This is a genomic window from Nonomuraea sp. NPDC049784 (assembly GCF_040659615.1).
Lineage (GTDB): Bacteria > Actinomycetota > Actinomycetes > Streptosporangiales > Streptosporangiaceae > Nonomuraea.
The window spans coordinates 46,739-60,959 of record NZ_JBFAMX010000002.1 but is presented as its reverse complement, the minus strand read 5'-3'; the positions used below and the strand labels follow the sequence as shown (position 1 = coordinate 60,959).

At 66.0% G+C, this 14,221-nt stretch carries 11 protein-coding genes and 1 tRNA gene; 9 read left to right on the top strand and 3 right to left on the bottom strand.

Annotation, left to right across the window (positions count from 1 at the left end):
• Positions 1 to 46 precede the first annotated feature (46 nt).
• The gene (locus AB0J09_RS00890) at positions 47 to 1,285 is read left to right on the top strand and encodes a TIR-like protein FxsC (protein WP_360683059.1); all 1,239 of its coding nucleotides are present in this window, start codon (positions 47 to 49) and stop codon (positions 1,283 to 1,285) included.
• Positions 1,269 to 5,168: an FxSxx-COOH system tetratricopeptide repeat protein gene (fxsT, locus tag AB0J09_RS00885; protein WP_360683058.1), complete on the top strand. Its 3,900-nt coding sequence runs from the start codon at positions 1,269 to 1,271 to the stop codon at positions 5,166 to 5,168. Before AB0J09_RS00890 ends, fxsT begins: the two co-directional genes overlap by 17 nt.
• Positions 5,169 to 5,171: 3 nt before the next feature.
• Here the strand turns inward: fxsT and AB0J09_RS00880 are convergent, their stop codons facing one another.
• Positions 5,172 to 6,056, bottom strand: a complete 885-nt coding sequence (locus AB0J09_RS00880; RefSeq protein ID WP_360683056.1) for an alpha/beta hydrolase — start codon at positions 6,054 to 6,056, stop codon at positions 5,172 to 5,174.
• A gap of 226 nt (positions 6,057 to 6,282) precedes the next feature.
• Here AB0J09_RS00880 and AB0J09_RS00875 point away from each other — a divergent pair.
• A tRNA-Thr gene (locus AB0J09_RS00875) sits at positions 6,283 to 6,359 on the top strand.
• Between the two features lie 62 nt (positions 6,360 to 6,421).
• On the opposite strand, the gene AB0J09_RS00870 is transcribed toward AB0J09_RS00875, so the two are convergent.
• Complete coding sequence (locus AB0J09_RS00870; RefSeq protein ID WP_360683054.1) at positions 6,422 to 6,664, bottom strand: tyrosine-type recombinase/integrase; 243 nt, start codon at positions 6,662 to 6,664, stop codon at positions 6,422 to 6,424.
• 490 nt (positions 6,665 to 7,154) lie between these two features.
• On the opposite strand from AB0J09_RS00870, the gene AB0J09_RS00865 reads away from it, so the two are divergent.
• The 3 genes from AB0J09_RS00865 (at position 7,155) to AB0J09_RS00855 (ending at position 10,085) form a co-directional block, all read left to right on the top strand.
• Entirely contained in the window at positions 7,155 to 7,256 is a 102-nt protein-coding gene (locus AB0J09_RS00865) for a hypothetical protein (RefSeq protein ID WP_360683052.1), read from the top strand.
• Between the two features lie 86 nt (positions 7,257 to 7,342).
• On the top strand, positions 7,343 to 7,789 hold the full coding sequence (locus AB0J09_RS00860) for a hypothetical protein (protein ID WP_360683127.1): 447 nt from the start codon (positions 7,343 to 7,345) through the stop codon (positions 7,787 to 7,789).
• Between the two features lie 724 nt (positions 7,790 to 8,513).
• Positions 8,514 to 10,085 carry a hypothetical protein gene (locus AB0J09_RS00855; RefSeq protein WP_360683050.1) on the top strand — a complete coding sequence of 524 codons (1,572 nt, stop codon included), beginning with the start codon at positions 8,514 to 8,516 and terminating at the stop codon, positions 10,083 to 10,085.
• A gap of 684 nt (positions 10,086 to 10,769) precedes the next feature.
• Here the strand turns inward: AB0J09_RS00855 and AB0J09_RS00850 are convergent.
• Positions 10,770 to 12,239: a catalase gene (locus AB0J09_RS00850; protein WP_360683049.1), complete on the bottom strand. Its 1,470-nt coding sequence runs from the start codon at positions 12,237 to 12,239 to the stop codon at positions 10,770 to 10,772.
• An 884-nt stretch (positions 12,240 to 13,123) separates the two neighbouring features.
• Between AB0J09_RS00850 and AB0J09_RS00845 the strand changes: the two genes are divergently transcribed.
• From AB0J09_RS00845 to AB0J09_RS00835, 3 genes are all read left to right on the top strand, one after another.
• Positions 13,124 to 13,453 carry a phosphotransferase gene (locus tag AB0J09_RS00845; protein WP_360683047.1) on the top strand — a complete coding sequence of 110 codons (330 nt, stop codon included), beginning with the start codon at positions 13,124 to 13,126 and terminating at the stop codon, positions 13,451 to 13,453.
• On the top strand, positions 13,450 to 13,596 hold the full coding sequence (locus AB0J09_RS00840; RefSeq protein WP_360683045.1) for a hypothetical protein: 147 nt from the start codon (positions 13,450 to 13,452) through the stop codon (positions 13,594 to 13,596). The genes AB0J09_RS00845 and AB0J09_RS00840 overlap by 4 nt, the downstream gene beginning before the upstream one ends.
• Positions 13,597 to 13,666: 70 nt before the next feature.
• Complete coding sequence (locus tag AB0J09_RS00835; protein ID WP_360683043.1) at positions 13,667 to 14,191, top strand: DUF305 domain-containing protein; 525 nt, start codon at positions 13,667 to 13,669, stop codon at positions 14,189 to 14,191.
• The last annotated feature ends 30 nt before the right edge of the window (positions 14,192 to 14,221 follow it).

Below are 14,221 nucleotides of genomic sequence, written 5' to 3'. Positions count from 1 at the left end.
CGCCTGCCCGCGTGTATAGTGAATCATTCCTGAAAGAGGGTGGTCGATGTCGGGAATGTCGGCTTCCGGGGGGACCGGGCAGGTGCCATATTTCTTCCTGAGTTATGCGCGCATGCCCATGGACGAGACCACAAGCGGTGATCCAAACAGATGGGTATACCGGTTATTCGACGATTTATGCGAAGAGCTCGTTCAGATGACGACATTGCGGAAGAAGTCGGAAGCCGGCTTCTTGGATCGCAAGATGCGTTTGGGAGAGCAGTGGCCGGATGAGGTGTCCAGGGCACTGGCCACCTGCCGGGTGTTCGTGCCGCTCTACTCGCCTCGCTACTTCAACAGCGAGCAGTGCGGACGCGAATGGTCGGCCATCCAGATGCGGCTCAGGGCGCACACATCGGAGCCGCCCCCGGTCATCATCCCCATCATGTGGATCCCGATCGAGCCGAACTCGATGCCCGACTGCGCCCGCCTCATCCAGTTCTCCCAGGAAGGCTTCTGGCCGGACTATCTCCGCCATGGGCTGTACAGCGTGGCCAAAGTCTCCTCGCAGCGCAACAAATTCCTCCAGGCCACGCTCACACTCGCCCGCCGGATCAGCCAGGTCGCCGAGCTGTCCCCGCTGCAGGAGGCGCAGGATCTGCCCCGGTACACCACGCTGCCCAATGCCTTCGACGGCTATCGGGCGGAGCAGAGGATGAAGGTGAGCGTGGTGGCGCCCCATCTCGGCAACCTGCCCAACGGCCGCAACCCGTATTACTACGGCATGCGGCCGCACGAATGGAATCCGTACCGCGATGAGGGCAATCATCAGCCGCTCGCCCACCAGGTGACCGAATTCGCCCGCCGCCGGGGAATCGGCGCCGAGATCGGCCCGCTCAGCATTCCCGAAGACGATCAGGGATCGCCCGACCAGCCGGGGATGATGCTGGTGGACCCGTGGGCCACCGACATGCCGGACACCTATGAGGCGCTGCGGCAGTTCGGCGGCGAGATGACCCGCTGGTTTCCCGTCGTGGTGCCGTGGAATTCCAGGGACAAGGAGACCAGCGACGCCGAGCCCAGGTTGCGGCGCCTGCTGGGTGAGGCCATACCGGGCGGCCAGGGCCAGCCGGCCGTTCATGAGATCAAGTCTCTCGACGACCTGCAGCGGGAGATGCCCAGGATGCTGGAGCGCGCGTTCAACCGGTACCTGCGAACGGCCCAGGTGTATCCGCCACCGGGCGGCTCAGGAAAGAAACCCCGATTGATGGAGCCAGGGGATGGTGACGATGAGCGACGAGACTGACGGACGGATCGTCACGTTCTATTCGTACAAGGGAGGTACGGGCCGCACGATGGCGGTGGCCAACGTCGCCTGGCTGCTGGCCGGCAACGGCCTGCGCGTCCTCGCCATGGACTGGGACCTCGAGTCGCCCGGGCTGCACCGCTTCTTCCGGCCGTTCCTCGACGACAGCGTGATCAGTGCGACGACCGGCGTCATCGACATCGTCAACGAGTACCGCTGGGCGGCGACCAGCCCGCGCGAACGCGGCCCCGAATGGCATCTGGAGTACGCGACAGTGGTGCCGCACGCGGTGTCGCTGGAGTGGAAGTTCCCGGGAGCGGGCACGCTGGACTTCGTTTCCGCGGGCCAGCAGAACCGCGACTACTCCTCACTCGTATCTGCCTTCGACTGGGACACCTTCTACGAACGGCTCGCCGGCGGCCGCTTCCTCGACGCGTTACGCGCCGACATCAAGCGCCACTACGACTATTGCTTGATCGACAGCAGGACAGGCTTCAGCGACATCGCCGACATATGCACGATCGATATGCCGGACGTCCTAGTGGACTGCTTCACCATGAGCGATCAAGGTATTGACGGAGCCGCCAGGGTCGCTCGGGCGATCAGCGAGCGCCACGACCGCGATCGCAAGATCCTGCCCGTGCCCATGCGTGTGGACGACGGCGAGAAGAAGAAGGCGGACGCGGGGCGCGCCTATGCCCGCTCCAAGTTCGAGCGCTTCCTCCTGCATCTGTCTCCGGAGGAACGCGAGCGGTACTGGGGGGCGGTGGAGATCCCGTACAAACGCTTCTACGCGTTCGAGGAGACGCTGGCCGTCTTCGGCGACGCTCCAGGAGCACCGGGGTCGCTGCTCGCCTCCTTCGAGCGGTTGACGAACACGATCACGTCGGGGGCGGTCAGTGAGCTGCCTCCGATGGAAGAGCCGATCCGCCTGCGCTGGCTGGAGGCGTTCACCCGTAGGGAGCCTCTCCTGCACCAGGAGATCCTGCTCAGCTACGCCCCCGAGGACCGCATGTGGGCCGACTGGATCGCCGTCATATTGCGGCACGCAAACTTCCGCGTGGTCCCGCAGGCGCTGACGGCGGCCGGAGAGGGCGGCTTCGGCAGGACCGGGGAGGTCACCGGCGTCGTGGCCGTGCTGACCACCACCTACCTGCAGGACTTCAACGCCGCGGACTGGACGGCCTCCGGCGCCGACGACCTGAGCCTGTGGCCCATGGTCACGGCGCTGCGAGTGTCGGGGGACCTGCGGCTCGTCCCGCCGTTCTCGGAGAGGCCGACCGTCGACCTCTTCAGGCTCCCGCCCGTGCAGGCCGCCGAGGCCATCCTGCGCGCGGTCAGCAAGCCGGGGCTCGCCCTGCAGGACACGGCGGTGCTGGAGGCCCGCTTCCCCGGCACGGAGCCGAAGGTCTGGAACGTCCCGGGGCGCAACGCCAGCTTCACGGGACGGGACAAGATGCTCGAAACGCTGCGAGATCAGCTCGTCGGCGGCAACCAGGCGGTCGTGCTCCCCCAGACGCTGTACGGACTGGGCGGCGTCGGCAAGACGGCGGTGGCTCTGGAGTACGCCCACCGGTTCAGGGCCGACTACGACGTGGTCTGGTGGGTCTCCGCGGAACAGCCCGACCTGATCAACCCCTCCCTCGCAGAGCTCGCCAGACGCCTCGGCCTGCCCGTCGGCGACAGCGTCGTGGAGGCGGCGGAGGCGGCCCGCGAGGCGCTGCGGCGCGGCACCCCGCACTCCCGCTGGCTGCTGATCTTCGACAACGCCGGCGAACCGGACGACCTGCGCGAGTACCTCCCCAGCGGCTCCGGCCACGTCATCGTCACCTCACGCAACCCGACGTGGGGCAACATGGCGGCGCCCCTGGAGGTGGACGTGTTCAGCCGGGAGGAGAGCCTGCAGCACCTGCGGCGCACGGTGCCCAGGCTCGATCCGAACGATGCCCTCCAGGTCGCCGAGGCACTGGGCTATCTCCCGCTCGCCGTCACCCAGGCCGCCGCGTGGCTGAGCGAGACCGGCCAGCCGGCCTCCGACTACCTGGAGCTGCTGCGGAGCCAGACTGCCGCGGTGCTGTCCGCGAACCAGCCGGAGGACTACCCCGACCCGGTGGCCCGCGCCTGGAACGTCTCGCTGGAGCAGCTGAAGCGGCGCTCTCCGGCGGCCGAGCGGCTGCTGCAACTTTGTGCCTTCTTCTCGCCGGAGCCCATCTCGCAGTCGCTGATCTACAGCGACGAGATGATGAACGTCCTGGTGCCGTTCGATGACGCGCTGCGCGGCGAGAAGCTGCTGCTCGGCCAGGTCATCAGGGAGATCAGCAGGTTCGCCCTGGCCAGGATCGACCAGGGCAGCAACACCCTGCAGGTGCACCGGCTCGTCCAGGCCGTGATCCGCGGCCAGATGACCAAGGAAGAGAGGGACGTCGTCAGCCACCAGGTGCACCGCATCCTCGTGGGCGCCCGGCCGCGGCAAGGCGAAGTGGACGACCCGGAGAACTGGTCCCGTTACGACCTGATCTGGCCGCACCTCCTCCCCTCGGACGCGGAGAACTGCGAGGAGGACGACACCAGGCAACTCCTCACCGAACGCGTGCGCTACTGGTGGAAGCGCGGCGAATACCTCAATGCCCTGCGGCTCGGCCAGCGCCTGGCCAACTACTGGGAGGAGGTGTTCGGGCAGTTGGAGAGGCAGCGGTTACACCTGCTGACGAACATCGCCAACGTCCAGCGATCGCTCGGCCGGGCGCAGGAGGCGTACGAGCTCGAGCAGTGGGTGTGGGCCCAGCAGCGCGGACTCCTCGGCGACAACCACCCGCACACGCTGCAGACCGCCGGCGGGATCGCCGCGGACCTGCGGGCGCTCGGCCAGTTCTCCAAGGCGCTCGACCAGGAGAAGCGGGTGTATGAGCAGTGGCGGGAGAACTACGGCGAGGATCACCCACGCACGCTCCGATCGGCCAACAACCTGGCTGTCTCCTACCGGCTCGTCGGTGACTGGCGCAACGCGGGCAGGCTCGACGGGGACATCTACAACCGCATGCTGGGAGTGCTCGGGCCGCTCCACCTCAACACGCTGGCCATGGCCCAGAACCTCGCCAGGGACATGCGGGAGGCGGGGGAGTTCGAGCCCTCCATCGAGCTGCTGCGGCAGACGCTCAAGCGCTACGCGGACCTGGCGTTCGAGGACTATCCCGAGGCATTGTGGGCCACGAAGAGCCTGGCCGTGTCACTGCGCCGAGCGGGGCAGCGCAAGGAGGCCGCGCAACTGGCCCGGGACGTGTACGGGCGGTACAGCCGGCTCTATCCGTCCAATCCGGAGGCCAAGGCAGCCGCGCTCGAACTGGCCTGCTGCATGTCGTCCACGGGCGACAAGGCCGCCGCCCGAGACCTGGCCCGTACCGTGATGAAGGACTACAGCGACCTGCTCGGCCCGGAGCACCCGTACACCTCCGCCGCCGCCAACAACCTGTGCACCTATCTCCGCGGCCTCGGAGCCCTCGACGAGGCCCACGAGCTGGGCGGGCGGACGCTCACCGCGCTGCGCGACCATCTCGGCGACGACCATCCGTTCACCCTGTCCTGCGCGATCAACGTGGCGAACTGCGCCGCCGACCTGGGGGACGTGGAGACGGCCGAGCGGATGGAGCGGCGTACCCTGGGCAGCCTGGACGCGACGCTGGGCACCGATCACCCCGACACGCTGGCCTGTCAGGCGAACCTCGTGATCACGCTGCGGTCGGCCGGCAAGAACGCGGAGGCGGAGGACCTGCGCGCGAGGACGCTCGTCATGGTGGCCGCCAAGCTGGGCGACTCGCACCCGTGCACCGTGGCCCTCCAGGAATGGCGGCGGGTCAACCGGGACCTCGAACCTCAGCCGACCTGAGGCTCAGCCCATCTGGTGACCCAGCTCGCGGGTGAGCCAGGGCAGCACCCTGGGCAGCACGCTCAGGGCGTCGAGGTGAGCGACGCCGTGCTGGATGCGGACCGTCGCATTGGGGATGCGCTTGCCCAGCCAGCGGGAATGCCCGACGGGGGCGAACACGTCGTTCTCGCCGTGCCACACGAGGGTGGGCACCCTGATGACGGCCGGATCGAACCCCCACTCCGAGCTGAACGCCAGCACGTCGTCCACCCACCCGTCCGCCGAGTGGCGCAGGGCCTCGGTGAAGTTGCGGACCATCATCCGGCGCAGGCCGTGGTCGGAGATGATCCGGCGATCCGAGTCGGACCCCTCCTGACCGAGCGAGAGCACCTTGCTCTCGGGATCCGCGCGGATCTGCTCGGCTTGCGCGGCCAGGCGAGTGGCCGCCAGATGCGGGCCGGCCCGCGCCACGAGATATTCGAAGACGTTCGACTCCGTCATGCCCGCGAACCAGTCGAGCCCTTCGGCGCCGTGCGGCGCGATGCTGACCAGCGCGGCCACCCTGGTCGTGCGCTCGGGAAGCAGCGCGGCGCACGCGAGCGCGTGCGGCGCCCCGCCGGAACGCCCCACGACCGCGAACCTGCCGACCTCGAGCTCGTCCGCGATCGTCGCCACATCCGCGGCGATGCTGGCCACCGTCCTGTTCGGCATCCTGTCCGACAGCCCGTATCCGGGCCGGTCAAAGGTGATCAGCCGGACGCCCAGCCGGTAGAGCACCTGCGCGCGGGGAGACGGCCCGAGCCTGCTGCCGGGAGTGCCGTGCAGGAGGAAGACCGGGGTGCCGTCAGGCTTTCCTCGCTCCTCGACCGCCAGCCTTCTGCCATCCGGTGCGACCACGATACGGGGCAAGAGATCCTCCCTGATCTTGGGGGAAACCCGTCGCAGATTCTTTTGGCGATCGTCTTTCTTGGAGGACCCCGAGCAGCCGGACGTGAGCATGCCCGGTCAGTACGATCACAGTACTACGGCGCAGCGGACCGGTGAATACCCGAGCAGGGCGGCCGCCAGGGACCGGTAGATCAATGGGAGCGAGAACCTCTCGGGCTCCTGTAGACTCTTCGAAGCTACAGGGCACGCCGCCTTAGCTCAGTCGGCCAGAGCACTTCACTCGTAATGAAGGGGTCTGGGGTTCGAATCCCCAAGGCGGCTCCAGGTCAGAAGCCCCCCGCGTGATCGCGGGGGGCTTCTGGGTGTCTAAGCTTCCCGATCTCATGTCATGCAGATCCGATCCATAGCCACCGCGCCTTCCTGAAGTACGGACGGATCTGCTTGCGGTAGACCAGTTCGGTTACCGCCGTGCTGCTGTGGCCGACCAGCCGGGAGATCTCCTCCAAGGGGATGCCTTGGTCTGACAGCAGGGACACGAAGCTGTGCTGTAGCTCTCGGGGCGTCCATTTGTCGGGGTCGAGGTCGGCCTTGGCGATGACCGCGCGGAAGGCGCGCCGCACGTTATGCATGCGGGTTCCTCGGCGGCCTTGAGCACGGCTTCTGCCTGAGCCAGCGTGAGCGCCTTGGACGGACGGCCCTCCTTGCCGCGCGGGACTGAGCAGAGGTCCACCACCCATGACCGGGTACACGACCATCCGTACACGATCGCCTTCGCCAACGAACTAGTGACAGCGCCGATCGCCTTCGAGCCCTACGCAGGCCGACTGCGCCTGGCCTACCAGGCGTCTCACCCTGGCGACTGGATCAAGCCTCCCGCCGCCAAATCCTGGGAGCCGGGCGTCCTGCGCGCCAGGGTGCGCGACCTGCTGGACAAGCCCCGCCTGCGCGGTTCCGAGCGCATGAGGAAGCTCAACACGCGGCGGCAGTGGCGGTGCATGAACAAGCTGCTCTGCCAGGTATGCGGCGGTCCGGCGGCGGACCCGGAGTCGCGCCTGATCCCCTGGCTACTGACCTCGGAAGGGACGGCCCGCCAGGCGAGCGATCACGAGTCTGAACCGGATGTTACGCGGGTGGGCGACCTACTTCCGCTACAGGGTCGCCAAGGCGGTCGTCCAGCACCGCTCCGTCCGGGGGCCTCGACACTACGGCCGCCGCCGGTGAAGATCAGAAGAGTTCGGTTTGCCTTTCTACGGGAGGAAGAAGTGAGCGAGCACCCCCAGGATCGCCTGTACGCCGGTGAGCTGCACATGTGGGGCAACGGGGAGTGGTTCGAGCGCAACAGGAAGCTGGACACGCCTGGCGACCGGGTGAGGGTCGGCTTCACCACCTTCTTCACAGGTCAGATCCCCGACAGAGGGCTGCGGGTGCAGTTGCCTGAGGTAGGTAGCTACGTCGAGTTGGGTGACTACTTCGGTCGGGTCAGTTGGAGTCAGGAGGGGGATGCTGATTCTGACGAGGAGTGGGAGGACGGGGATGCTGCTCCTGACGAGGATTGGAGCGATTTCTGCGCACCAGTCGAGGCGAAAGTCATCGCCGTCAACACCGAGCTCGCCAACACTCCGGAGCTACTCATCAGGGACCCCTACGGCGAGGGCTGGCTGTTTGAGATGGAGATCCATGACCACAAGCCCAAGTCCGATTTCAATTGGGACGCGGACGGTTACGCCGAGTTCATCGCCCAGGACAACGACTAGACCGGCAATCGCCGGGGTGCCCACCTACGTGAGCTTCTAGGGGTCCCGGTAGTAATGGCGCAGGATCCAACGGATACGCCCCTCACCTGTGCTTATCCAGCGTTCTCAGGCTGGTGGGCCAGACCCGAGCCCTGCCTATCAATGCCACCCTCAGGGCTGTGCAGCTTGGCGTTGGTGGCCGGGCCGCCGTCGCTGATCGTATGTGTAACTGGTTGGCCTGAAGGGCGGTCAGCTCGGCGAGTGCTGCAGTGAACGGGCTGGCGGCCTGGCCGGCGGGAAGAGCATGCCCCAGTCCTCGGGAAAAGACCAGAGGCCTGCGCATGAGCGGCTTCTCGGGGATCCACAGCCACATGGCCTGAGCATCGAGGACGGCCCGTACATCGTAAGAGAGGCGGGGTTCCGGCTTTACGCCATCCATCCTGACGGCAACCGGGACACTCGCGCAGGCGCACGGCTTGGCAGGCATTCGCGGCGCGCTAGTGGCGCATGGACCGAATGCTTGTCAAGACGCTGAAGGTATTGCTGAATCGCCCTGCTATGGCCGCCTCACGTTCTATTGTCGCGCTCCAATGCGCACGTTTGGATCTAAAGGGCGATCTTCTGGGGCGTATCTCCAAGCGGGGGGTTTCGAATGTGTCCCAGCGTCGCCGCCTGTCCTGCCCCCGGTGCTCTCGGGGCGGGCGGCTCATCGGCCTGTGCCGTCCTCCAAAAAGGAGTCGTGATCATGACCGCATTGACCTACACCGTCTTCACCGACCCGGCGTCCGTGGAGGCGTCAGCGGCCGGACGGAGGTCCAAATCCACAGGGACGGTGTACCTGGTCATCACCAACACCGCAAGGAGGACGGATTGGTCCAGGATCGAGGTGAGGGTGCCCGTCGGCGACGGCGTTGGCGACCTCACCCCGAACCTCCCGGAGATGAAGGGCAAGTACACCGACAACCGGTGGGGGACCCAGGCGAGAACCCAGGAGGTGAAGGTCGACCCGCAGCGGGACACCAACGTCTTTGAAGTCACCCCCAAGAGCGGGGGCGTAGCTTCTTTCAAACCCGGCGACTACCTGGTGCTGACGATGGAGAACGTCACCATTGCCGCCACCGCCGGGCCGGCCGTGCTGACGGTGAGAGAGAAGACCGAAGACGATGACGGGGAGCACACCCGCTACACGTCGGTGGCGCTGGTCAAGACCGCTCCGAAGGAGATTCCGGCGCCGCGTGACTTCCACCCGGACAAGGGCATGGTGGGCGTCGGCGAAAACCTCACGCTGAGCTGGGAGGGGTCCCCCGAATTCGACTACAAGATCCTGTTCCCCGGCGGGCAGAAGGACATTTCCTCGGACGGGCGTACCTGGACCCCGCCCGACGCGCCGAAGCGGGCCACCACCTACACGCTCGTCGCCACCGACCCCGTCACCCAGAAGCAGCACTTCCTCACCACCACCGTCCAAGTGCGCTTCCCCGTCCTGGAAACGCTCACCGCCACCACCGGGATTGACACGCCCTGGGTCCAGGGGGCGGTGGACGGAAAGAAGGGGCGCGTCACCTTCACCGGTACAGGGGTGGAGATCTCGGACAACTCTGGCGGGCGGGGGACCGTGACTGCCGACAGGGCCGATCTCAACGGTGTGAACACCGGGTGGGTGCAGGGGAGGAGCGCCGACGACGGGAAGATCACCTTCCCCAAGGACGGGCTCGACGTCCGCAACGGAAGCGGGGCATGGGGAACTGTGCACGCCGACAAGGCCGACCTCAACGGCATCAACACCGAATGGGTGCAGGGAAGAAGCGCCGATGACGGATGGATCAGCTTCCCCAAGGAGGGGCTGAACGTGCGTAAGGGGGCCGGGCAGTCCTGGGGATCCGTGTTCGCCGACAGGGCAGACCTCAACGGTGTGAACACCGGGTGGGTGCAGGGGAGGAGCGCCGACGACGGGAAGATCACCTTCCCCAAGGACGGGCTCGACGTCCGCAACGGAAGCGGGGCATGGGGAACTGTGCACGCCGACAAGGCCGACCTCAACGGCATCAACACCGAATGGGTGCAAGGACGAAGCGCCGACGACGGATGGATCACCTTCCCCGTGGAGGGGCTCAAAGTCCACCGGAAGGACAACAGCCACCTGACTCATCTGGACGTTGGTTATGCGACCCACGACATCGTGAAAACCAGAATCGTGCGGGGACTGACTGACGGTGAAGGATGGATCAGCTTCCGCAAGGAGGGGCTGAACATTCGCCGGGGGCAGGGCACGGAACGGGGAACTCTGTTCGCCGCCAAGACCGAACTGAAGGAATGAGTCCAAACGGCGTCCAGTGCCCTGCCGAATGGATCTCATAGGATCAAGGGGCGGTGGCGCAGGGCGCCGTCACCCAGCCGTGAGCCTGTCGCCCACCAGGCATGCGGCCTGGGAGCGATCGGGTCGGCAAAGCCGCGCTGAGCCGCGTCTTTGCCCCTGGCGCTCGAAGGTCCTGCCGACCCGACCGGGTGACGAAGTGGGTGACAACGAGGACGTTCGATCATGGACGTCCACGGACTCTGACGGACGGCAAAAGGCAGGTCACCTCCTCGGCGGGGGAGGATGAGCAAGTCCTTGATTTTGCTCGTAATGAAGGGGTCTGGGGTTCGAATCCCCAAGGCGGCTCCAGGTCAGAGGCCCTTCCGGATGATCCGGGAGGGCCTTTTGCATGGTCGTACAGCAGCTTTGTACAGCAACGGGTGGTCATGCTCCACTCGGAGAGATCCCCGCCATCCTGGCCCGAAGGATCCATGGAGAGCAGACCCTCGTGCAGGGCCCGCAACCACCTGCCGGTGAGTTCACCCGTTGGCGTGTTTCCATCAGGCGCCATCCAGGAGCATCGGGTGCTGCGTCGTCGTAGCCATGGGTTGTGATGCTGTACGACGCCGACGGCCTTGAGCACTTCGTCAACCGGAGCTGGCACGGACGAGTACAGCTCCGCAGGCGCCGCGGGCGGATGTCCTTCTACCGTGCCGGAACCAGCCCTATTTCGCGGGCGATGCGGGCGCCGAGGTCTGAGTCGACCTTGGCCCAGTACTCGTGCACCGCGCGTTCCTGGATGAAGCGCTCCACGCCCTGGCTCAAGTGCCCGACGATGTTGCCGACCAGATGGTCCCTATCGGTCGGCGTCATCACCTGGCGGTAGAGCGTGCCGGGCTGGATGAAGTCGTTGTCTTCCCTGTGCGCCTCGTAGGCCGTGCGCATGATCTCGGCGGCCTCCACAAACCAGCTCGGATCGCGGTAGCGCTGCGGATCGGCCTTGGGCCCGCCGTAGCTGTTCGGCGCGTAGACCGGCTGGCTGCCACTGTGAAAGTAGCGCATCGGGGCATCCTTGTTGTAGTTGTGCACCTCGCTGATCGGCTGGTTGACCGGCAGTTGCGCATAGTTCGGGCCGTTGCGATAGCGCGCCGAGTCGGCGTAGGCGAACATCCGCCCCAGCACCATCCGGTCCGGGCTGGGTCCGATACCCGGGACGAAGTTCGCCACGTCGAACGTGGCTTGCACGATCTGCGCGAAGAAGTTGTCGGGATTGCGGTCGAGCACCATACGGCCGATCGGGATCGTCGGGTAGTCCTTGTGCGGCCAGACCTTGGTGATGTCGAAGGGGTTGAAGCGGTAGTCGGCCGCGTCCTCGTAAGGCATGATCTGCATCTCCAGGCGCCAGGACGGGTAGTCCCGGCGGGCGATCGCATCCCGCAGGTCACGCCGGTGATAGTCGAGGTCCTCGACGAACATGGCCTTGGCCTCGGCATCGGTCATGTTCTGGATGCCCTGCTCGGTCTTGAAGTGGTACTTCACCCAGAACTTCTCGCCCGCGGCGTTCTCCCACATGTACGTGTCGCTGCTGAAGCCGTGCATGTGCCGCCACGTGCGCGGCGTGCCCCGGTCGCTCATCAGGATCGTCACCTGGTGCGCGGACTCGGGCGAGAGCGTCCAGAAGTCCCACTGCATGTTGTTGCTGCGCAGGCCGCTGTCGGGCAGGCGCTTCTGCGAGTGAATGAAGTCAGGGAACTTCATGGGGTCGCGTACGAAAAAGACGGGCGTGTTGTTGCCGACGAGGTCGTAGTTGCCCTCTTCGGTGTAGAATTTGAGGGCGAAGCCGCGCACGTCGCGGTCGGTGTCCGGGTAGCCCTCCTCGCCGGCCACCGACGAGAAGCGCACCAGCATCGGCGTACGCTTGCCGACCTCGTTGAGGAAGGCGGCCTTGGTCCACTGGCTGACATCGGCGGTCACCTCGAAATAGCCGAAGGCACCGCCGCCCTTGACGTGGTACACCCGATCAGGCACGGGCTCGCGGACGAAGTGGGCCAGCTTCTCGATCAGGTATGCGTCCTGCAGCAGATTGGGGCCGCCTGGGCCGAGCGTGAGCGAATGCTCATCGCTGGACACAGGAATTCCGGCGTCCGTGGTCGTGTTCCGCTCATGGTCCCTCATTCTTCTCACCTGTTCTTCCTCGAAGATCGGGCGTATCCGCTTCGGTTCGAAACGAACCAGTCATGCAATTCTTATCGAGCAGAATTCCAGGATGGATGGGAACAACCAGCCGGCCCACTCCATGCGGATTTCACCCTGAAGTGCGGCCCCAGAGCCACCGTTGCGGTGGACCTGATCAACGTGCTCGAATAACAAGGACATCTGCAGGGCGCCGCTGCCGCGCCGGCGGTTTTCGTCCGGTGTGCCGGCCCGCCGACAACCTGGGTACGCCGGCGGTTGGCGTGCTCCCAGAGGCCATGGCCCTGGCCGGCCAGGGCCGTCGACCCACTTGGGCCGAGGCGACACGGGCACGACTCATATCGCGTCGGTTCCTGCCATCCCCGATCGCGTATTACCCCTGCGCTAGATCATCACACCAGCGGACGACGAGGACTTACCCAGCCAGTAAGGCATGGTCAGGATACGAGGGGCCAGTTCAGGCCAGGGCGGTATCCCGGCTCTCCAAGGCGCGTGAAAATGATCACAGCTGGATGCGCCACGCCTGGGCAAAGAGACCTTATGCTCGCCGCCATTCTGTTCCTTCACACTCCCCAGCCATGGTGAGGCAACTTCCGCATTGTCGCCACCACTGGGGTGCTACAAAGAGGTGTTTCAGAATTGGGTGCCTGGTGTTCTGGCGGGTCGACCAGGATAGTCGCGGGCGGCCAGCCAGATGGTGAGGTCTTTCGCGATAGCGCTGCGGTCGGACCGGGCCGTGAGCTGATGTTCTCGCCGGAGTATGTCACGGCATTCGACGTCATATGCGTCGTCATCGCGCAGTGCCACTGCGGCATACAATGCCGGATTATCGTCGTCCAGGGGGCCTCTTCGCGTTCGGGAGCACGATGGTGGATGATCAGCGGTTCGCCGCGATCGCGCGTGAGGTCAGCGCGAGCCGGTTAGCAGGGGTCGAGCGGATCGGCGCGGCTCGCGAAGGGTTCGAGTCGGCGCTGCGGGAGATGGCCGCCCGGGTCGAGCCGCGCGGTGACCACGGGCTGATCCACGGGGAGCTCGGGCCCGATCACGTGCTGGTGGACGAGCGGGACACTCCTGTGCTCATCGATATCGAAGGGACGATGTTCTTCGACGTCGAGTGGGAGCACGTCTCTTGCGGATCCGGTTCGGCGAGCATTATGAGCGGCTGCGGGTGGATGGGCTCGACGAGCGACGGATGAAGCTGTATGAGCTCGCCCAGCATTTGTCGCTCGTCGCGGGGCCGCTCCGGCTGCTCGACGGGGATTTCCCCGACCGTGAGTTCATGCTGGGGATCGCCAGGCACCACACCGAGGAGGCGCTCGGGTTCCTCGCGAAGTACTGAGCCGTTTACCTCCGCCAGAGAGTCGGGTAGAACTCTTAGGAAGGTTTCCTATAAGTAAGAGGTGAGGCCAGTGCGCTTATGGCCCGCCCTGGCCGCCCTCCTGCTGATCACCGCCTGCGGCCCGGCCACGTCCCAGGACGTCCCGGTCAACGCCGAGGACGTGATGTTCGTGCAGATGATGGTGCCGCATCACCGGCAGGGCATCGAGATCGCCAAGGTGGGCGCCGCCCGTGCCACCACGCCGGAGTTCAAGACGCTGACCGCGGCCATCGCGAATACGCAGCAGGACGAGGTCGAGATGATGCTGCGCTGGCTGCACTCCTGGGACCAGCCGCTCACGCCCGCGGCCGGCGCGCACGACCACCATGGCGGCATGCCCCAGACCGACGTCAAACGCGTCCAGGCGCTGAAGAAGTCGAAGAACTTCGAGTACGACCTGCTCAACCTGCTCATCGCGCATCAGGGCGACGCCGTGCGGATGGCCGCCGCCGAGGTGGCGGGCGGGGCGAACCCGGCCGTTCAGAAGTGGGCCGGGCAGGTGCAGGACTCGCGCAAGGGGCAGATCGCGATCATGACGGACCTGCTGAAGCGGTGACGAAGGCCCGCAGCGCCCGCTCGTAGCGGG